We start from the raw sequence: 22,104 nt of genomic DNA on the forward strand, positions 1-22,104 counted from the left end.
GGTCGCAAGGTAACAGATGAATTTAAGCAGATGATGGAAATTGTATTTGATGATTATTTACCGCAATGGAATTATACAGCAGTCCCGCAGACCTCATAATTCTGGATCTTATTTTATCCTCATTCCTTATATTGGCATGGGTGCTTTATTTATGCCTTATTGTACTAGATTATTCTAAATATTATTGTCAATTATCAAACCACCAAGGGTCTTTACTAGAGTTGGTTTTAATCAAAAAAGCTTTTTTCCGCAGAAACCGTTTTAAGGCTGCTGCACCCATGCGTGAACCTCCTAAACCGGAGAATTTGAAGGCGTTTTTCTCACCTTCGTGCATGATAGCGGTGAGGGCGGCATCATTAATACTAATAGCACCTGCATCAATTTGTTGGGCAACGGCTAATGCTTCTGTTTCGGTTTCTGCAAACACCGCAGCACTCAGTCCATAAATTGAATCGTTGGCTAAATTCACTGCTTCTTCAACTGTGGCAAAAGCCATGACTGGCATGATGGGGCCAAATGTCTCTTCAGTCATGACTTTCATAGTATGGTTAACTTCAGTCAATACTGTGGGACGACACCACAAGCCACCGCCTAATTCCTCAATTTTCCCGCCGCAATGAATGACTGCACCTTTTTCGACAGCATCAAAGATATGTTCGTTAATAATTGCTGCTTGTCTTTCGGCAATAATCGGCCCTATTTCGCCACTTTCAACTGTAGGGTGGGCTAGTTGTAGGCGATGGGCTTTAGTGACAAGCTGATGATAAAACTTTTCAAATATAGGTTCTGCAACGTAAATTCGCTCAATTGATAAACATGATTGTCCGGTGTTGACAACGGAACCCCACAAAATTGCTGATGTTGCTAATTCTAAGTTGGCTGATTCTAAAACGATCGCCGGATCTTTGCCACCCAATTCTAAAAAAGCGGGAATAAACCGTTTAGCTGCGGCTTCTGCAACTTTGCGCCCAGTGGCGACACTACCTGTAAAGCATATTAAGTCTACATTGTCAATCAATGCGGCTCCAGTTTCTCCTGCACCTTCCACAAAACTTAAGATGTCGCGCAACGCGGGAACTGTATTAATTGCTGCGATGAGTGGGGCGATAAAGCGCGGCGCAATTTCACTGGGTTTAACAACTACAGCACAACCAGCCAGCAGTGCGGGAACAGTATCAATCATCGACAGCAACAGGGGAAAATTCCACGGACTAATTACCCCAACTAAGGGATAAGGGACTGATGTTTGTTGCAAGGCGATAAACGGGATGGAGGTATTTTTAGCTGAATCTTGCAATAATTCTGGCGCTAAACTACACCAGCGATCGATGCTAGAAAAGAAAGAATCGATTTCCATTACCGATATAGACAATCTGCCTGTATCATTCATCAAAGCTTCTGTTAGCTTGTCGCGTTCAGACAAGATGGCTTGCTTCCATTCTTGCAAAGCTGCAACTCTCCTTTCTACCCCTAGTTTTTGCCAACGCACTTGCGCCCTTTTCGCCCGGTTACATTGCTGCGTTAGCAGTTTTGGCGGTGGTGGGATAATTACGTAGTCATATTTTCCTGTGCGCGGGTTACGGACTTCTATTGGTTTTGTCATTGGTCATTTGTCAATAGTGCTGTTAGCGGTAGCGGGGCGTTCAGCCCGTATTGAGTGCTGAATGTTGAGTGTTGAGTATTCAATACGCCTCTTACACCCACATTAAATTACACCTAGTTGGGATAGATGTTCTATAGCCTTTTGCTGTGTTTGGATGAAATGTCTGCGGTCTATATCTTGATCCAGCATAGTGTTTGCTGGGTAAAATTGCGCCTGACTGTAACTTTGAGCGTATAATTCAAATCGCTGGCGGGAGAGTAAATTATTTAACCCTGGACGACGGCGATCGCGTTTTAATGCAGCTAAATCTATTTCTGCAAAAGCAGCCATACTTTCACCTGCACCTGTTTCTGCTAATACGATTCCGCGATAGTCAATAATTTTTGAACCCCCATCAACGGAAGCAATGGGGATAGGGCTATTAGCTAGACCTGCTGTATTAGATGAAACAACGTAAGCCATATTCTCGACAGCGCGAGAAATTTTCGCCGCGTCTTTAGGTGTGAGGTTTTTGCTGTAAATTTCTGAGGTGGAATGCAGAAATATTTCTGCACCGCGCATCGCTAAACACCTCGCCACTTCTGGGTATAAAATTTCTTCGGAAGCTAAAGCTGCTAAATTGCCAATTGCTGTTTTCGCAACAGGAAAAACACCTTCTAAACCGTAACAGTCAAGATATTTATCCCAAACATCATGGGGTGTGGGTGCAAATAAAGAATTTAGCCGCCGATACCGCAAGACAATATCACCAGAGGGGTCAATCACAAAGCAGGTTTGAAAGTACAAGCTGGGAAAATTGGGGTCGAGTTCGTAGGCGTTACCCGCTAAAAATATTTGATGTTTTTGGGTAATTTTACCAAGTGCTTCATATTCTGCACCGTGCATTTCTATACAAGCTTTTTCTCCCCACACAGCCAAAGGTTCCCCCATCGGGAAACCTGTGAGGAAATATTCTGGTAGGACAATTAACCGACAGTCAAAACCAATAAAAGCAATACTAGCGGCGATTTGTTGTGCCAAGCGGTTGATAGTATGATGTATCATCACCTGGGCTTGTTGGCGATCGCTTGCTTGATTCACAGCATGGCAAGTAACTTGCAGTGCCAAAGCGCGGTATGATTCAATGCGATTTATGGTATCTGCCATGCTGTTTGCTATTCAAAAACGCCTCACTATCAATTTACTAGGATATGCGGCAATACAGTTTAGCTAATACTTAAAATCTGACTTGTAAATTAAACTTTGCGTTACTTTTTCGCTCTAAGAGAATATTTGAAAAGTCGAAAAGTATATTCAGAACACCTATCCAAACCTCTCCCCATATTTCCGAAGAAACTTTATATGAGCTTAGATTATATCAAGAAATTCATGATCACTTTGACAAACTTACCAACTTGCTGAAAGGAATAAATACTTTGAGCTCAGACATTCATAACCAATCAGGATTTGAAGAATTGCAACAAGCGATCGCACTTCGTTTAAATGAATAAGAACGATAAATTTAGTAATACTTTTGTTACAAAAATTATGATTTTGCTAACATGACAGATATTTTCCATAAATTAATCATGCGATCGCACTATCCCTTCTCTTTAGGTAAACTATACGCGGTGTCAATATCACACGGTATACTGAGTATTATCCAAGAGGCTGCATCATACTATGAATCGAATACTGATTGCTGAAGACGAAATACGCATAGCAGCTTTTATCGAAAAAGGATTGCGTTCTCACGGTTTTACAACCACCGTAGCGAGTGATGCTCATGCTGCTACTAATATGGCATTAAGTAGTTATTTTGACTTAATGATTTTAGATTTAGGGCTTCCTGGTAAAGATGGCTTGAATGTATTAGAAGAACTGCGCGGTCAAGGAGAAAATTTGCCAGTAATTATTTTAACAGCCCGTGATAACATTCAAGATAAAATTGCTGGGTTTGAAGCTGGTGCAGACGACTATATCACAAAACCTTTTCGATTTGAAGAATTGCTAGTTAGAGTCAAAGCTAGGTTGCGTAACAGCAATAACAGCCAAGCTAACGATGAGTTGTTGCTTCAGGCTGGTAATATAGTTTTAGATTTGCGATCGCGCAAAGTAAAAGTTGGCAAAAATATAATTGAACTACCAGCGCGGGAATTTACCCTTGCAGAAACCTTCTTCCGCCATCCTGGACAAGTTTTAAGCCGCGAACAATTATTAGATAGAGTATGGGGTTACGATTATGAGCCAGGTTCTAATATTGTTGATGTTTATGTTGGCTATTTGCGAAAAAAACTAGGCAGTGATTTAATTGAAACCGTCCGAGGTATGGGTTATCGGCTAAAAATGTGATAGTTTTAATAAAAAAGCAATAAAATAAGATTTCGAGAAATGTGGCGAAATCAGAGTAACAGACAACTAGCCCCTAAAGCATATCTAATCAGAGGATTTTTTTGGTCTACACGTAATCGAATTCTTTTCTGGTATACCATAATTTTATGCTTTATTTTTGTGGGTTTCATCCCGGCTTTTCGGCAAGTTCTATATGCACGAGTTAATAGTCGTGTGTATAGTGAACTATATGAAAAGATGAAAATATTTGAAGAGTTACTCTATGGTGAATCTCAAACATTTGATACTTTTGCATATTTTAAATATAACGCTATAAATCGCATCAGAATGTCTGACAAACGTCTGATTAAACCGCCACAAAATTCAGAAGAACTACGAGAATTTTTTGATGCGTTTTTAGGCAATCAAATTCCGGAAGATGATACATTTTTAATTGTATTATGGAAGGGTAACTTTTATAAATCCAGTCCGAGAGCTAGGCCAAAAGAATTAAGTAGCGATTCAAAACTGATTCAATATTGGACAACCTTAACTAAAGGAGAACAAGGAGAAAAAATAATTCCTGGGAGTAGTATTGACAGCATTATTTATCTTGCTAAACCTGTGACATTAAACGGTAAAAGTATGGCGGTGTTTGCCATTGCACACACCACAGCAGGTGAACGGGGAGAAGTTTTAGAAGCTGTCACAGTCATTATTCAACTAAGTGCAGGTGTTTTGATTTTAGCTTTAGTGTTGGCTTGGGTTACTTCAGGAAAAATTCTCGCACCCTTGCGCTTGTTAGCTCAAACTACTCGTAATATTAGCGAATTAGAGTTAAATCAACGCATTTTTGTAGATGGAAAAGGAGAACTTGCAGAACTAGCAACTACTTTTAATGACATGATGGATAGGTTGCAAACTGCCTTCATCAGTCAGCGTAATTTTATTAATGATGCTGGACACGAATTACGAACTCCCATTACAATTATTCGGGGTCATTTAGAGTTGATGGGAGATGACCCACAAGAAATTCAAGAAACTCTAGCACTAGTAATGGATGAGCTAGAACGGATGAATCGACTGGTCAATGACCTAATCTTACTAGCAAAAGCCGAGCAATCTGATTTTTTACTGTTAGAAACAGTTGATGTTCGCAGTTTCACCGAAGAATTGTTTGTCAAAATTAAAGCTTTAGGCGATCGCAACTGGCAACTTCAAAGCACAGCTAAAGGTAAAATAGTCGCAGACCGCCAACGTCTAACTCAGGCTGTGATGAATTTGGTACAAAACGCCACGCAACATACAAAAAATACCGATACAATTACTATTGGTTCAGCTATTTACCTAAATAAAGTCAAGTTTTGGGTACATGATACCGGCGAAGGTATTGCCAAAGCCGACCAACAAAGAATTTTTCAGCGTTTTGCTCGTGCTGTCAATAGCCGTCGTCGTTCGGAAGGTTCTGGTTTAGGGTTATCTATTGTGCAAGCCATTGTAGAAGCTCATGGCGGCAAAGTCATCCTTGCAAGCCAACTGGGAGCAGGAGCCACGTTTACGATATTATTACCTTTGGAAGCATTTCAAGAGAAAAGTTTAGATGAAATTAGCCGCAGAATGTAGATGCAGTAGCGGCTTTCCACAAGGTACAAAGATATAGACGCACCATCAATCATCAAATCATGGTGGATGATCATAAGAACCTTCTCATAAAAGTTTCATAAAGAATTCACCTGCATCAGTAATTCTTAGTATTAGAAAGAAAAGATCAATACTGATGTTTTTGTCATGGGGTAAAAATTATGCGACTGCTAGTATATTCCCACGACACATATGGACTGGGTAACATTCGCCGAATGTTAGCTATCTGTGAACACTTACTCAGCGAAATTCCTGAACTCACGATTTTGCTGCTGTCAGGTTCACCTATGCTGCAAGGGTTTCGCTTACCCAAAGGTCTAGATTACATTAAACTTCCTTGCCTGAACAGAGGCAAAACGGGTGAAGTTGCTGTAAAGTATCTGGATATGGGTATTGAAGAGACGATAAGATTGCGATCGCAATTGATTCTCTCAGCTGCAATTAATTTTCAACCAGACTTATTTCTTGTTGATAAAAAACCCTACGGTGTCAAAAACGAATTAGCTGACACGATTAATTATTTTCATAGAGAACTTCCCGAAACTAAGTTAGTTCTTTTATTACGCGATATTCTTGATTCTCCTGAAGCAACTATCGCTGAGTGGCAAAAAAATGGCTATTATATAGCTTTAGAAAAGTACTACCATCAAGTTTTAATAGTCGGAACACTAGAAGTTTTTGATACTGTTAAAGAATACCAATTTTCGCCGATTCTTACCCAAAAATCTCGTTACTGCGGTTATATCAGTCGTAATCCAGGGTTAAAATCACTGGAAATTATTCGAGAAGAATTGCAAGTATCGCCACAAGAACATTTGATTCTAGTTACTCCTGGCGGCGGTGAAGATGGTTACGAATTAGTTGAAATTTATCTGGCTGCACTTCAGTTATTACCCGCCGCAAATCACTGTAAAAGTTTAATCATTTGTGGCCCAGAAATGCCCATAAATCAAAAGCAACTAATTTATCAAGCTGCCAACAATTATCCTCAAGTACAAATTGGGGAATTTACAGATGATTTGATGAGTTACATTCAAGCGGCAGATGTCATAGTTTCAATGGCTGGTTATAACACAGTTTGTGAAATATTATCTGCAAATAAACCTGCTGTACTTATTCCACGTTGTCAACCATCAAAAGAGCAATTAATTCGCACTCAAGCAATGGATAAATTAGGTTTATTTCCTGCGATTTATCCTGAAAACTTTAACCCTAATAAATTGAAAAATTTACTAATACATCAGTTAAATAATCCGCGAATACCTGAATTTGTATTTAGCATGAATGGTTTAGGTAACGTTAAATATTACATTCATTTACTACTAATCCAAACAAAATGTGAACGTCAAATTAATAAAGCCAATAGAACACTTACCTTAGCTATGAGCAAATGAAAAAAATCATGTTTTATTGCCAGTACCTTAGTGGTATGGGGCATTTAGTTAGAAGCACAGAAATAGTGCGGAGTTTAGTTAAACATTTTCAGGTTTATTTTATTAATGGCGGCCCGGCGATCGCTGGTTTTGAAATGCCTCCACAGGTAGAATTAATTAGACTACCTGCACTATGGTTAGAAAATGGGGAATTTACAGTTGGCGATAGTTGCCAAAGTGTGGAAACAGTCAAGGAATCTAGAAAAAATCTTTTGATTTCTGAATTTGATAGAATCAAGCCGGATTGTTTAATCACTGAATTTTTTCCCTTTGGTAGACATAAGTTAATCTTTGAATTACTTCCTTTAGTTGAACATATTAAAAATATAAGTCCGAACACAAAAATTATTTGTAGTTTACGTGATGTTATTGGTAAGGAAACTGAACCGCAGGAAGAAGAAACTATTTGCGATTTGATGAATCGCTATTTTGATTTGTTACTATTTCACGCTGATTCTAAATTTCAGCAATTTTCCGAAAGTTTTGCTAGATACAGAGATATTAAAAGTGAAGTTATTCACACTGGGTTTGTGACTCAAGCTGTAAAAGCCAATATTGATAATCAGCAATTATGGGGTGAGATAAATCCAAATACTGCCAAAATTTTAGTCAGCGTCGGTGGCGGGAGAATTGGTTATGAACTTTTAGAAACTGTAGTAGTAGCAAGTTCAAATCTATCTCAAATAACACCACATATTATCAAGATATTTACTGGCCCTTTTATGCCAGAAGATAAGATAAAACAATTAAAACAAATTTCGGGCGATTGCAGTAATATTCAAATTGAAACATACACTTGCAAATTGCTGGAATATATGCAAACAGCAGATATTTCCCTCAGTTTAAGTGGTTACAATACTACAATGAATATTTTGAGTACGGGTGTGCGTGCCATTGTTGTGCCAATTGGACATGAACAACAAGATAAAGAACAGTTAGTTAGAACTCATAAATTAGAGCAATTGGGCATTGTTAATTATATTCTCCCTCAAGATTTAACAGCATCATATTTAGCAGAAAAAATCGTTACTAATTTAAATAAAAATAGAAAATTACATCAAAATAATTTTGAGTTGAATGGTGCTAATAAAACCGCCTGTTTCTTAAAAAGTTACTTAGAAAGAGTCAAATTATTAGCTTTATAGAGGCGACAAAACCTCCGCGTAACTTTGCGCTAAAAACAAGAAATTAAAAACGAACCGCATTCGCGTAGCGTCTCCCCTTGGGAGAAGGACGCAAAGACCACAAAGAAATAAAAAGAATGGTATGTTGAGTCGATTTTTTACACAAGGAGAGATAATTAATGAGTCAACGTATCAAGGAAAAGGAATTAAGAGGGGTTGTCCCTGGAGTATGGCGAATTTTAAGGAAATTTTCGTTTTATATCCGTCAACAAAGGGTGTTGATAGTTGTTTCATTCTTAGCACTTTTATTTGAAACAGGCTTACGTTTGCTGGAACCTTGGCCTTTAAAATATGTTTTTGACTATATTTTAATACCTGCTCACAATAATTCTACAAGTGTTACTAATACTTATGGTTTTAGTCCAGTTGTCTTATTAACTTTGTCATCTGTAGCAATTGTTGTTATTTCTGCTTTAGGTAGCATTGCTGCATATCTTAGCACTTATGGAATGTCTTTAGCTGTGGTGCAGATACTATCAGAAGTTCGCGCTAATGTTTTTAATCATTTACAACATCTTTCTTTATCTTTTCATCAAAAATCTAAAAGTGGTGATTTAATTACTCGCGTCACGGCTGATATTGAAAAGATGCGAACTGTGACTGTAAAAACGGCTTTACCTTTATTAACCAACATACTTTCACTTGTGGGGATGTTGGGAATTATGTTTTGGTTAAATTGGGAATTGGCGTTAGTTGTAATGGCAATTTTCCCATTATTAATGTTGCTGACAAGTAGCATGATTAGCCGTATTCGGAAGTTTGCTAAAAAGCATCGTGATTCTGAAGGTGTTTTAGCTGCTACAACAGGTGAAACTATTGGTGCAATTAAGGTTGTACAAGTTTTATCCCTTCAGGAAATGTTGCATGGTGTTTTTGCAAAACAAAATCAAAAGAGTTTAGATGAAGCAATTGAATCTTTAAGACTTTCCGCCGCATTAGAAAGAACTGTACAAATTTTAATGGCGATTATTATTGCTGTGGTGTTGTGGCGTGGTTCTCATGTGGTGTTACACAAAGAACTCACTCCTGGGGAATTGTTGGTGTTTATGACATATTTGAGAAATGCTTTTGAACCGATGCGGAAACTTTCAAACCAAGTCGGACAAATTGCTAAAGCGACGGCTTCCGGTGAACGAGTTGTAGAACTTCTCGACTATGAACCGAATGTAAAAGATTTACCAAATTCAAAACTAGCACATCCGTTTTTTGGTGCAGTTCGTTTTGAAAATGTTGCTTTCGGCTACGACACAAATCAAGAGATTTTAAAAGATATTAATTTTATTGTGCAACCAGGGCAGCAAGTTGCATTAGTGGGATTTTCTGGAAGTGGTAAATCTACTCTGCTTAGTTTAATATTACGCCTTTATGATCCTGGCGCTGGTCGAATTTTAATAGATGGTCAAGATATCCGCGAATATACATTAAATTCACTACGTCAGCAAATCAGCGTGGTGTTACAAGATAGTGTGTTGTTTGCGGCGAGTGTGAAAGAAAATATTGCTTATGGAAAATTAGGTGCTACTGATAAAGAAGTGGAAAACGCCGCACGTTTGGCGAATGCTCATGAATTTATCATGAACTTACCCCAAGGTTATGACACAATTTTGGGCGATCGCGGTGGTACACTATCAGGAGGACAAAGACAAAGAATTGCGATCGCTCGTGCTGCAATACGACAAGCACCAATAGTTATTCTTGATGAACCCACTACGGGTTTAGATAAAAAAAGCGAAAATATCGTCAACGCGGCGCTGGAAAAATTAACTCAAGGATGCACAACCTTTGTGATTTCCCATAACCTCAAAGCCGTAGAGAACGCAGATATGATTCTCTACGTTGAAGAGGGGAAAATTGTGGAACAAGGTACGCACCAGGAATTGATGTGTCTGGGTGGTTATTACGCCACTTTATATCGAATGCAAAGCATTGTAGATTCCGAAGGAGATATCTATGCAGTGGAAGTGTGAGGAAAATCAAGGAACTCGCGTCATTCTTCTGCGCCACGGACAAAGTACTTTTAATGTGCTGGGTTTGTATCAAGGTAGCAGTGATGAATCAGTATTAACAGAACTGGGACGCAAGGAAGCTAGAATTACAGGCGATTTTCTCAAAGGATTAACATTTGATGGACTGTATATTAGTTCTCTGCAACGAGCACAGGAAACTGCTAAGGAAATTTTAAAGGAAATTACTGTTAACCCAAACACAATTTTTATTACTGATAAATTACGAGAAAATCATCTACCTAATTGGGAAGGTTTGGCGTTTCAATATGTGCGTGAAACTTTCCCGGAAGCATATCAACTTTGGAAACAGCGTCCTCATGAATTTTGGGTACAAATAGATAGTAAAACCAAATTTTACCCAGCACTTGATTTATATGAACAGGTGCAAGAATTTTGGCAAGCAATTCTACCGTATCATGTTGGTAAAACTGTGCTGGTAATTGCACATGGTGGTACAAATAGGGCTTTAATTAGCACTGCTTTGGGGATAAGTCCTAAATATTATCATTGTTTGCAACAGTCGAATTGTGGGATTAGTATACTCAATTTTCCTGATGGTACATTAGCTTCTGGGGAATTGAAGGCGATGAATTTAAATTCCCATTTGAGAGAGGAAGAGGTGAGTTTTAGACGGATTTTTTAAACGCAAAGTATCGCAGAGGTTTAGTTATGAAGATAGCGTTTATTGTTTGGCGATTTCCTGTTTTATCAGAGGCGTTTATTCTGAATCAAATCACGGGTTTAATTGACCGTGGCCATGATGTTTACATTCATCCTGTGAATGGGTTACCAAAAAATTATACAGGAAAGGTGCATCCGGTTGTTGAGGAATATAAGTTATTAGAACATACTTACTTTCCGCCTACTGTTCCTGAAAACTTTGTTTGGCGTTTTTGTGAAGGGATAGGATTACTGTTCAAGAATTTCCATCGAGGTTCTTGGAAAACTCTGCGATTTTTTACTTCTGATAAATATGGCGAGGAAGTCGCAACTGTAAAAACATTATACAGAGTTGAAAATCTACTTCAAGATGGTAATTATGATATTATTCACTGTCAATTTGGGACGTTAGCGCCGATTGCGCTTGCTTATCGAGAAGCTGGGATAATTTCTGGTAAGTTAATTACAACGTTTCGCGGTATTGATATTAGTAAGTATGTGCAGGAGAATGGCATAAATGTTTATGACCAACTTTTCCGTGATGGCGAATTTTTCTTGGCGAACTGCAAGTTTTTTGGCGATCGCGCCATTAAGTTAGGCTGCAATCCTGATAAAATAGTTATTCATGGTTCTGGTTTGGATTGTAGTAAGTTTTCTTTTAAATCTCGTTATTTTCCTGTTGATGGTAATGTGCAGATTGCCACAACAGGACGTTTGGTAGAAAAGAAAGGTATAGAATATGTGATTCGTGCAGTTGCTCAAATCGCTCTAAGTTATCCCAATATTGAATATAACATTCTCGGTGATGGTGAACTTAAAGAACAGTTAGAAAAACTGATTACCGAATTAAATGTTGGTCATATTATCAAATTATTGGGATGGAAACAACAAAAAGAAATTGTGGAAATTCTCGATAACGCTCACATTTTTATTGCTCCTAGTGTAACTGCTGCTGATGGTAATCAAGATGCGCCAGTCAATACATTAAAAGAAGCAATGGCGATGGGTTTACCTGTTATTAGTACTCGACATGGTGGAATTCCAGAATTAGTTGAAGATGGAGTGTCAGGGTTTTTAGTACCAGAGCGAGATGCAGATGCGATCGCCCACAAGTTATCCTATCTAATAGAGCATCCCGAACTATGGGTAAACATGGGTAAAGCTGGACGTGCGCGTGTAGAAGAAAAATACGACACCAACAAGCTGAATGATGAATTAGTCGCAATTTATCAACAAGTTTTAAACCCAGAATCACCGCCAACAATTCTCCCACAACAATCAAAAGAATTGACTCATATTTAAAACTCTTAACTATGAAAATAGCATTTTTTGTGGCACATTTTCCGATACTCTCAGAACCCTTTATCTTAAATCAAATTGCTGGTGCAATAGAACATGGACACGAGGTTGATATTTACTCTCTTGATGGAAAACCTCAAGATATATCTAACGTGCATCCATTAGTTAACCAATATCAACTTATTAACCATACAATTTACGCAGCTACTCGACCAAAGCATGAGTTATGGCGATGGATAAAAGGTTTATTTTTATTGGGAATCAACTTTTATAAAAACCCTTCTGTTTGCTTACAACTACTCAACACATCACGCTACGTCAGCCAAGCCAAATCATTAAAAATGCTCTACCGAGCATTACCATTTTTAGAAAAGAAATCCTATGACATCATCCACTGTCAATTTAGTACTTTAGGTGTATTTGGCGTGTGGTTTCGTCAGCTTGGTTTAATAGAAGGTAAATTAATTTCTACCTTTCGAGGTTCAGATATTAGTAAGTTTTTACCCAAATGGGGTGAAAAAGTTTATCAAGAATTATTTCAAGAAACAGATTTTTTTCTAGCTAACTGTGAATTTTTCAAAGATAAAGCTGTCGCTTTAGGATGTGAACCAAATAAAATTCATGTCCACGGTTCAGGGATTGATTGTAGCAAGTTCTTTTTTAAAGAACGTCATTTATTTGATGATGGCGTAATCCGCATTGTAACTACTGGACGCTTGGTAGAAAAAAAAGGGATTGAATATGTTATTAGAGCAATTGCTCAAGTAGTGCGAATTTACCCAAATCTTGAATACAATATTATCGGTGATGGTGAACTTAAAGAACATTTTGAAAAACTCATTACTGATTTAAATCTTGGTAATGTCGTCAAATTATTAGGCTGGAAACAGCAAAAAGAAATTGTCGAAATTCTGGATAAATGTCATATTTTTGTTGCTCCTAGTGTCACTGTCAAAGATGGTAATCAAGACGCGCCAGTCAATACATTAAAAGAAGCAATGGCCATGGGTTTACCTGTGATTAGTACCAAACATGGGGGAATTCCAGAATTAGTCGAAGATGGCGTGTCAGGGTTTTTAGTCCCAGAGCGAGATGCAGATGCGATCGCTCACAAATTAACCTATCTAATAGAGCATCCCGAACTATGGGTAAACATGGGTAAAGCTGGACGTGCGCGTGTAGAAGAAAAATATGATATGCACAAGTTAAATGATGAATTAGTAGAAATTTATCAACAAGTGTTACACAGTGAATTATCAACACCAAATTTTACTAATCAACAACTAATCAAATCCACGCATTCATAGGAGATATCAACTATGTCAGAACCAATAGTTACACTTGTTGTTGTTCCCCGTGAACGTTTTAGCTGTACCCAAGCATCCCTTGAAAGTATTTACGAACATACAAACTTCCCCTTCAAATTGATTTATATTGATGGTAATTCACCAACTAAAGTACATCGCTATCTAGAAGCACAAGCACAAGAAAAAAACTTTAAATTAATTCGGACAGATTATTATCTTTCTCCCAACCATGCACGTAACATTGGTTTAAGTCACGTTGACACTAAATATTTAGTCTTTATTGATAACGATGTGATAGTTTCTCCTGGTTGGTTAGCAGCATTAGTTAACTGTGCAGAAACAACAGGCGCAACTGTAGTTGGCCCCCTTATGTGCGAAAAACAACCAATTCACCAAAGAATTCACTTTGCAGGTGGAGAAAGCCACATTGTCGTTGATATCAAAGGCAGAAGGCATTTACGTGAGAAAATGTACAAACAAGGTCATCAAGTCGCAAATTTACGTCCACAACTTCAGCGCACACAAACAGAGTTAGCGGAATTTCACTGTACTCTAGTCCGCACAGAAGTATTTGGGCAAATTGGCTATTTAGATGAACAAATGCTCAACACCAAAGAACACTTAGATTTTTGCATGAGTGTAGTACAGGTGGGAAGTAAAATCTATTTTGAGCCTGATAGTTTAGTCACCTATGTACCAGGCCCTCCTTTAGAGTGGAGTGATTTACACTTTTATATGCTGCGTTGGAGTGATGCTTGGACTTTGGCAAGCTTACAACGCATCCGCGAAAAATGGAATTTATCTGAAGATGGTTATTTCCAAACCAAATATAAAAAATTGGGTGTAAGACGGGTAGCAACAATTATTAAGCCTTTTATCCGTCAAGTCAGCTTTGGAAGAGAAAACAAACCATTAAAAAGACTCCTAAAAAAGTGGGACAGAAAACTAAATTCGTTTCTCACAAACCGCTATGAAAAAATGCTCCCACAACGCAAAATTGAATTAGCACCTATCAAGAAAACCGCATTAGCGAATACTACTACATCCGAATTAGCCCAACTTAAGTAACTAAATTAAGTAGGGTGTGTTACGGCTATGCAAGGATATGGAAGTTTGAGTAGTGAGAATTAGCCGTAACGCACCGATAAAGATGGTGCGTTAAGCTTTGCTATAACGCACCCTACTGTACTGAACTAGTCGATTAATTTTTGCAAGTCAGTGAAATCACAATGCAAGTCGATGCAATCACAATGTAGGTCGATGCAATCACAATGTAGGTCGATGCAATCACATTGCAAGTCGATGCAATCACAATGCAAGTCGATGCAATCACATTGCTTGCAATAAATTATCTACTGCTGCACTTACCGCCAATCTTCCCAGTTTCGATTAAAAATTGAGGTGTCGGGGAAAGCGGTAGGATTACCATTTTTTTCTAACAAACGTCTGAGAACTTGGAGTTGCGGTTCTGATTTAGGTAAATCATCCACCAATTGGTAAGGTGCAATATTGTTTTTCAAAGAAAAGGCTACCACTGTTCCCGCCGCCGCACCAGAAGACCATTCAAAAGAATGCACGCGATAAGCAGCAGCAGCAATGTGACTGGTAGCGATACTCTTACCACCCACAATTAAATTGTCGATTTTTTGGGGAATCATCGCCCGTAGCGCAATTTGGAACGGATAAGCTTGTCCAGCGCCGCGCCTTTCTCCTGGACGTTCTTTGTTACCGGGGGCTTCTGGCGGACTTTGAACCATGCAAGGATGAAAGTCAATGGCGTAGTGACCAATACCTACAGCATCAGGATAAATTGTCGAACGACTGCGCCGTAATGCTTTATCTGGTGAGACTTGACCAGCAATTACTGATGTTCCTTCTAAACCTGCTAGTGTCGCTTTTAATTGGCGATAAGTCTCTGGTGTTAGTGTTTTGCGGTAGTATTCATCGTTATAGTCGCGGCGAGAAATATCAACTTCCCAAATCATAAAGCCTTGGGGTTGTCCCCAACTGGGGCGACCAATTATCCGCCTTCCTTCGCGCATATAGGGATATTTTGACAAGCCATGCGCTGTCCCCATTGGCGAATTTAACCCTGTCAGCAGTCGGTTTCTCGTTTGTGGTTCTTTCACACCCTTACCTAGTTGGGAGTCAGTGGTTCCCTGTACCAGCCAGTAATAATATGCCAGGGCATTTTCTTCGCCTCTACGCAGAGTTTCTGTCCGCAGTCCCCCCATCCAGCCGCCTGGTTTTAATTGTCCAGTGCTTTGCAGTTGTTGGCGAGTGTAAATTAAGTTATCTTTGGCAGTTCCAGGACGATAGTCGTTACCCCAAGTCCAGTTCTGCATGGAGATGTCTCCTGGTGTGGGTGTAGTAAATCTCACACCGTTGAATTGTGTGGCTTGCCCTTTGGTGGGACTCCAGATGCGACGGTAGGTAAAAACTAAGTCAAAGTTTGCTAATCTTTTTAATTCATAGCTGAAATATGGTGAATACTGTAAATAAAATGGGGGCATTGTTTGAGGTTGTGGTTCCTTAGTTGCCTCCATTGCAAAGGTGTAGGTAAAGCCTTGAGTACAATAAGCATCATTGCTGGTACTAGAAGAAGATGGTTCTAGGAAAGAACGAGCATCAATACCCAGGCGATAGGGAACATCTGCTAAGGCGATAATTTCCCCAGTTTCACTAGCATCGATAACGTACCATTTGGGAGAATTGCTGGCGGTTGACTTTTTGGCAACCTTGGGGATAAAGCTGATAATCTTTTTGTTAAAGCGAGATGAGTTTTGGTAGCGATAGGCATCCTCAATAGTTTGAGCTAGGGTAAAAGTGTTGAGAGGTGGTGCGCCTTTGACTGGTTGATGTTGAATAGCGATCGCACCATCAATAATCTTCCCGCCAGCATTAATATTTACATCCTTAATTACGGTGTTGGGAAACCATTCCAATTTACCTTTGCCCTTTTTCTCTGCATCCTTCAGCATCTGAGACATGATGGTATGAGCATCGCGGGGGAGAAAACAGGAATCACTTACCCAGCAGTCACCAGGGTTAAGTTTGCCGTAATGGCGCTGAATCCGATTGCGTAATTCCGAATATCCGCGAGAATAAAATTGGCGATCGCGCTGAGTTGGTCTTTCATCTAACGCAGATGTCCCCTGAGACGAAATTTGTCCCCCCAACCAATCGGTAATTTCTGTCAAACACACTGTTCTACCAGCGAGTAATCCCTCATAAGCTGTGGCTACCCCAGAAAGTCCACCACCCACCACCAAAATTTCGCAATTCACTGTTTTATCTGGGGTTCTCGGTGGTGCAGCAACAATAGTAGAGTCAGGTACGAGGTATGTTGCGATTAAGCTAAGACTGAAGAGTGATGCTTGAAAACCAGCTACTTTGTGTCTGCGCTTCATGATTTGAGAATCTTTCTACTCCTGTGCCAACTTGTAGACGGTAGCATCTCAGAAATGTTCACCACAAGTCACATGAAATTAGAGACACTCGACTGGTTGCAGCAATGCTGGTGCATGGGTTAACCCATATTCTGACATTTAATACTTAGTAATTTTGCTCGTTACCCTGAAATTACTGCTATTTGTAGCGACCTGCAATGCTAATCGCTCAAACCTGCAATCATGACATTTACAAACCAGGATTATTTGCAACTATAATTACGCGTCAGCCAGGATTAAATGCAACTGAGCCAGGATTATTTGCAACCAAACTGCAATCATCGGTTTGAGCCAGAATTATTTGCAACTATAAATGAACCTGCATTGGATTGCGCTTACCCTGTTGCTCAAAGTGGTAGCCCCGCCGCCAACATTTGCTCTTGTAACTCACGCGCACGCACCGGGTCAAGTTGACCACGAAACAACAACTTAATTTCAGCCGGTTTGGCATTGAACTGTTCCGCCAAGTCTCTCACGTTATAGCCATGCCAGGTGAGAGTCGGTTCCAAATCATCAAGAAGCTTCGACAGCACGGTCCATCAACCGGGTAAAATGGCCCGTAGCGGCGATCGCTAAACTCAACGTATAGCTCGTTGTCAAATAAACCCCACCAAAGGATTACGGTTTCACCAGCTAAGTCTGGCTCTACCTCATAAGCTACGCCTTCAACTGATACCCTGGCATCTGAACCAACCTTTCTACGTTGCGGTTCGCGGGCAAAGTTACAGAATCGCTCCCAACTGCACATTGAGCGTAAGCCTGACTTGGGGAGATTTCGCAGCCAATCTTCTATCCGCGAATGTGGGGACTCTCGGTGTGGTTTATCGTTGTAAAGCAACAAATACTGGCGCAGCCAAAGGTTAGCCTCTACCTCGTTTTCCGGTTCGTGAAAGTGATACAGAGTTTCGTAAGCTTCTTTTACCGTCCGAAACGGTCTTTCTACTTTGCCTTTGGAACGAGCTGTCACCCGACGACCATCTTTGCCATTGGGCAGATGTGTGACTAACTTGATTTTTAGGCAGTCCATGACATTTTGAAATACCATGTTTTTGGCAATTGGCCCATTGTCTGTGTAAATCATCTCTGGAATTCCCTGAAAAGGAAATCCATCCGTTGTTTTCGCTGTCATTGCATTAAATAAGAAACGCAATGCCGCTTCCATATCTTCTCCATAAACACAATGGTATTCTTGATAACATACGCCGCTACGATCATCGACAACGCTATAAAGCATCAGCAGTGGATTACCTTTTCCCGGTTCGACCCACAATGGTTGCTTTACGTGTTTCAAATCAGACTGGCTCAGGTCGAAATGCCAACATTCATTGCTGTATTCTGCCTGAAAACGCACCGCCGGAGGTTGCCGGGTCATTCGTTCATTGTCATATCCCCATGCTTTCAAGTAATAGTTGACGGTACTTCTAGTTAAAGTACCCTTGCTCGCTTGGATAAAGCCATTTGGTGTATCCATCCCAAATTCTTCCAGTAGTTCAATCGCCCGTGCAGTGGAGAGGTGTCGTCCTTTCTTATTGCTGGTGCGGATTTTCATTGCCGCAATGATTTCACAGTAGAGTTCCATTTCAGAGAGTGATAGCTTTCGAGGTGTTCCACTATCTGAACGGTTGATGGATTTGGGGCGTGATAAGTTACGCAAAGCGCGATATAGCGTATCTGTTGACACACCATATAGGGCAGATGTCTGTTCAATGAGAATTCGACGTTCTTGGCAACGGCTGGGCTATCCGTCGAGGCGATGGCGTAAATTGATGAGTGCCTCTACCGGGATTTCCTTGTGTGCCATGTTATCTATTTATCTCTGCTATGTAGCTGTAGAGGGTTGGTTTTGAAATCCCCATGAGTCTACAGATTTCGACAATGGTGTATTGCTTTTCGGTATAAAGCTTTACTGCTAATTGACGTTTTGCTGAGTCTAGTGCTTTTGGTCTACCTCCCTTATGACCACGCGCGCGCGCTGCTACAAGACCCGCCGTTGTGCGTTCACGGATGAGATTGCGTTCAAATTCTGCCAATGCACCGAACAGATGGAAAATTAGCCGCCCACTATTATTAGTTGTAGTAATGGATTCTGACAAACTAGAGAGTTCAATTCCTCTATCATCTAACTGGGATATGATTTCGATTAGATCTCGATTAGATCTTTGAGCGACCTTCCCAGGCGGTCTAATCTCCACACCACTAGGACATCACCAGCCCTTGCTATTTCCAGTGCTTGGCTCAGTCCAGGTCTTGCTGCTTTCACTCCACTTATATGATCTGAGTAAATCTTTGCACAACCAGCTTGCTGCAAGGCATCCATTTGCAGGTTCAATTTTTGGTCATCTGTTGAAACTCGCGCATAGCCGATCAACATTTCTTGAACCCTAACAAGTCAGTAAATAAACCCGTTACTGAACAGTATATGTTGCCGATAATATTTTTACCGAGTTTCGTTACCAAACTTGAGCCGATTCTAGGGGGACTTGCATATCAATCATAGTGGTAAAGAAAACGGTCGTTTCTTTTACCTTTATAGTTGCAGTTAATCCTGGCTGAAATTCAACTATTTTTTTCTATAAGTCAGAGGGTTTTTTGAGCAAACTTTCAAGCTACCGTTTGATGGGATTTTCGGTTAGTTGCAAATAATCCTGGTTTGTAAATGTCTTGATTGCAGGTCTGAGCGATTAGCATTGCAGGTCGCTACACCTATTGCTGTTGAATTAATCAACTGGCAGTTAAGAGAAAGTGGCTCAAATAGCCTTAGATTTAAACGTGCCACTCTGGAAAAACAGGATAAAGAACTGGTGTTTACCCATGATGAGCGAGGTGAAATTTTTCGAGTATCCGTCAGCCGAAACCAGTCAGGTGAGCTTGAGTATTCACCAATTAATGTGGGGAAAGTAGAAAGAGAATACATCCAGCTTTGGCAAGAGGCAGAGCGCGTATTGCAAGAAATAATATCAGAAGAGCAGCAACAAAAACTCAAGTCTAGTAAGGGTTTTTCCCTCTAGGTAATGGCGCAACTTGATACTGCTTCGCTCAATCAAGAGCGGTGTCTGTCACTGCCACAAATTAACTCGTTGAGCTACCGCGGGCCTTTGAGCATAACATAGCCTTGTTTGCCAGTTAGCATTGCCTTGCCACGAAGGAAGACAGCTCGCAGTGCCCTCAATCGTAGCATCAAGGGAGGAAGGAAGAATGAACGTTTACAGGAAGTTATCGATTTTGATCGTCTCCGCCATCTTGGCTGTGGGACTAGTTGTTGCCTCGGCCAAGGCGGAGGAGAGTCCGAAGAACGCGACCGACGCCACCAAGACGGCGAACGCCAAGTTGCTCGGAGAACTTCCCTTTGCGGACAAGACCGCATTCGCACTTGCCCACAAGGGTTTCATCGCGCCGCTGCCACAGGCGGTGATCAAGGGACAGGCGGGCAACACCATCTGGAATCCCATGCAGTACAACTTCATCAAGGAGGGCGCCGCGGCTCCCGACACCGTGAACCCGAGTTTGTGGCGTCAGTCGCAGTTGATCAACATATCGGGCCTCTTCGAGGTCACGCCGGGGATCTACCAAGTCCGCAACCAGGATCTGTCGAATATGACGATCGTCGAGGGAAAGAACGGCATCACCATCTTTGATCCCCTGGTTTCCGTGGAGACCGCGAAAGTGGCGCTCGACCTCTACTATCAGCACCGGCCCAAGAAACCCGTAGTAGCCGTCGTCTACACCCATAGCCACGTCGACCACTACGGTGGCGTGCGCGGTGTGGTGGACGAGGCGGACGTCAAGGCCGGAAAGGTTACGATCTACGCGCCTGTCGGCTTCCTAGAGGCGGCCGTAGCCGAGAACGTGATGGCTGGCACCGCGATGAGCCGGCGCGCCAGCTACATGTACGGAAACCTCCTGACGCCCAACCCGACTGGGCAAGTGGGTGCCGGTCTCGGCACCACGACCTCTGCGGGCACGGTCACGCTCATTCCGCCGACCGACATCATCCAGAAGACAGGCGACACCCGTGTCATCGACGGGCTGACTTACGAGTTCCTGTACGCCCCGGAGAGCGAGGCACCTTCGGAGATGCTCTTCTACATCAAGGAGAAGAAGGCCATCAACGCCGCCGAAGACGCGACCCACACGCTGCACAACACCTACTCGCTGCGGGGAGCCAAGATCCGCGACCCGCTGGTCTGGTCGAAATACCTCAACCAGGTACTGGACATGTGGGGAGACGAGCCGGAGGTTATGTTCGCGATGCACCACTGGCCGGTTTGGGGACGCGACGCCATCGTCGAGCATCTCAAGCTCCAGCGCGACATGTATCGCTACATCAACGACCAGACGCTGCGGCTCGCCAACCACGGCCAAACGATGGTCGAGATCGCGGAGCAGGTCGAGTTGCCGAAAGCGGTTGCCAGCCGCTTCTCGAACCGCGGTTACTACGGATCGCTGAATCACAACGTGAAGGCGACCTACGTCCTGTACCTCGGTTGGTTCATCGGGAATCCCGCCACGCTGCACGCGCTCCCACCGGTCGAGGCGTCGAAGCGCTACGTGGAGATGATGGGCGGCACGGACGCGGTCCTGAAGAAAGCCAGGGAGTATTACGAGAAGGGCGAGTACCGCTGGGTCGCGGAGGTGGTGAACCACGCGGTCTTCGCCGACCCGGCCAACCGGGTGGCGAAGAACCTCCAGGCCGATGCGCTGGAGCAGCTGGGCTACCAGGCCGAGAACGGGCCCTGGCGCAACTTCTACCTGACCGGCGCCAAGGAGCTGCGGGAAGGCGTGGCAAAGTTGCCGACGCCGGACACGGCAAGTCCGGACACCGTGCGCGCGATGAGCCTCGACCTGTTCTTCGACTACCTCGCCATGCGACTGAACGGTCCCAAGGCCGACGGCAAGCGGATCGTGCTCAACTTCAACTTCACCGACGTGAGGGAGCAGTACGTCCTCGAGATGGTCAACGGCGTGCTGAACCACACGCCGGGCAGGCAGGCGAAAGATGCCGACGCGACGCTGACTCTTTCGCGGGAGACGCTCAATCGGGTCGTGCTTAAGGAGACCACGCTGAAGGACGTGATCGCTGCGGGAGACGTGAAGGTCTCCGGAACCAAAGCCAAGCTCGACGAGATGCTTTCGTACCTCGACAGCTTCGACTTGTGGTTCAACATCGTGATACCCTGAGGGTCGCTACCGCCGGGGCGGGCAGCGACTCGCT

Annotated in this window: 14 protein-coding genes and 2 pseudogenes; 11 read left to right on the forward strand and 5 right to left on the reverse strand. The window is 42.0% G+C overall.

Annotated elements, in window-relative coordinates:
• Positions 1–187: 187 nt before the first annotated feature.
• Together IQ259_RS06315 and IQ259_RS06320 are read right to left on the reverse strand one after the other, a co-directional pair.
• A complete protein-coding gene (locus IQ259_RS06315) occupies positions 188–1,603 on the reverse strand; it encodes an aldehyde dehydrogenase family protein (RefSeq protein ID WP_193882555.1) in 1,416 nt (471 codons plus the stop codon).
• Positions 1,604–1,705: 102 nt separating this feature from the next.
• Complete coding sequence (locus IQ259_RS06320) at positions 1,706–2,749, reverse strand: nitrilase-related carbon-nitrogen hydrolase (protein WP_193882558.1); 1,044 nt, start codon at positions 2,747–2,749, stop codon at positions 1,706–1,708.
• A 516-nt stretch (positions 2,750–3,265) separates the two neighbouring features.
• On the opposite strand from IQ259_RS06320, the gene IQ259_RS06325 reads away from it, so the two are divergent.
• From IQ259_RS06325 to IQ259_RS06365, 9 genes are all read left to right on the forward strand, one after another.
• A complete protein-coding gene (locus IQ259_RS06325; RefSeq protein WP_193882561.1) occupies positions 3,266–3,934 on the forward strand; it encodes a response regulator transcription factor in 669 nt (222 codons plus the stop codon).
• Between the two features lie 39 nt (positions 3,935–3,973).
• Positions 3,974–5,536, forward strand: coding sequence for a HAMP domain-containing sensor histidine kinase (locus tag IQ259_RS06330; protein WP_193882564.1), 1,563 nt, complete (start codon positions 3,974–3,976; stop codon positions 5,534–5,536).
• A gap of 179 nt (positions 5,537–5,715) precedes the next feature.
• On the forward strand, positions 5,716–6,948 hold the full coding sequence (locus tag IQ259_RS06335) for a glycosyltransferase family protein (RefSeq protein WP_193882567.1): 1,233 nt from the start codon (positions 5,716–5,718) through the stop codon (positions 6,946–6,948).
• Positions 6,949–7,082: 134 nt separating this feature from the next.
• Entirely contained in the window at positions 7,083–8,132 is a 1,050-nt protein-coding gene (locus IQ259_RS06340; RefSeq protein ID WP_228014395.1) for a glycosyltransferase family protein, read from the forward strand.
• Between the two features lie 158 nt (positions 8,133–8,290).
• Entirely contained in the window at positions 8,291–10,138 is a 1,848-nt protein-coding gene (locus IQ259_RS06345) for an ABC transporter ATP-binding protein (RefSeq protein WP_193882573.1), read from the forward strand.
• Positions 10,122–10,820, forward strand: coding sequence for a histidine phosphatase family protein (locus IQ259_RS06350; protein ID WP_193882577.1), 699 nt, complete (start codon positions 10,122–10,124; stop codon positions 10,818–10,820). The genes IQ259_RS06345 and IQ259_RS06350 overlap by 17 nt, the downstream gene beginning before the upstream one ends.
• 26 nt (positions 10,821–10,846) lie before the next feature.
• Entirely contained in the window at positions 10,847–12,139 is a 1,293-nt protein-coding gene (locus IQ259_RS06355; protein WP_193882580.1) for a colanic acid biosynthesis glycosyltransferase WcaL, read from the forward strand.
• Between the two features lie 11 nt (positions 12,140–12,150).
• Complete coding sequence (locus IQ259_RS06360) at positions 12,151–13,443, forward strand: glycosyltransferase (RefSeq protein ID WP_193882584.1); 1,293 nt, start codon at positions 12,151–12,153, stop codon at positions 13,441–13,443.
• A gap of 12 nt (positions 13,444–13,455) precedes the next feature.
• Positions 13,456–14,511, forward strand: a complete 1,056-nt coding sequence (locus IQ259_RS06365) for a glycosyltransferase family 2 protein (RefSeq protein ID WP_193882588.1) — start codon at positions 13,456–13,458, stop codon at positions 14,509–14,511.
• A 296-nt stretch (positions 14,512–14,807) separates the two neighbouring features.
• On the opposite strand, the gene IQ259_RS06370 is transcribed toward IQ259_RS06365, so the two are convergent.
• From IQ259_RS06370 to IQ259_RS06385, 3 genes and pseudogenes are all read right to left on the reverse strand, one after another.
• Positions 14,808–16,853, reverse strand: a complete 2,046-nt coding sequence (locus IQ259_RS06370) for an FAD-dependent oxidoreductase (protein ID WP_193882591.1) — start codon at positions 16,851–16,853, stop codon at positions 14,808–14,810.
• Positions 16,854–17,424: 571 nt separating this feature from the next.
• Positions 17,425–18,678: pseudogene (locus tag IQ259_RS06380) on the reverse strand (IS481 family transposase); the annotation flags it as partial.
• A 16-nt stretch (positions 18,679–18,694) separates the two neighbouring features.
• Positions 18,695–19,263 (reverse strand): annotated as a pseudogene (locus tag IQ259_RS06385) (recombinase family protein).
• 316 nt (positions 19,264–19,579) lie between these two features.
• Here IQ259_RS06385 and IQ259_RS06390 point away from each other — a divergent pair.
• Positions 19,580–19,900 carry a hypothetical protein gene (locus IQ259_RS06390; protein ID WP_228014396.1) on the forward strand — a complete coding sequence of 107 codons (321 nt, stop codon included), beginning with the start codon at positions 19,580–19,582 and terminating at the stop codon, positions 19,898–19,900.
• Positions 19,901–20,087: 187 nt separating this feature from the next.
• A complete protein-coding gene (locus tag IQ259_RS06395; protein ID WP_193882597.1) occupies positions 20,088–22,070 on the forward strand; it encodes an alkyl/aryl-sulfatase in 1,983 nt (660 codons plus the stop codon).
• Positions 22,071–22,104 lie beyond the last annotated feature (34 nt).

Source organism: Fortiea sp. LEGE XX443 (assembly GCF_015206815.1).
Taxonomy (GTDB): Bacteria; Cyanobacteriota; Cyanobacteriia; order Cyanobacteriales; family Nostocaceae; genus Nostoc_B.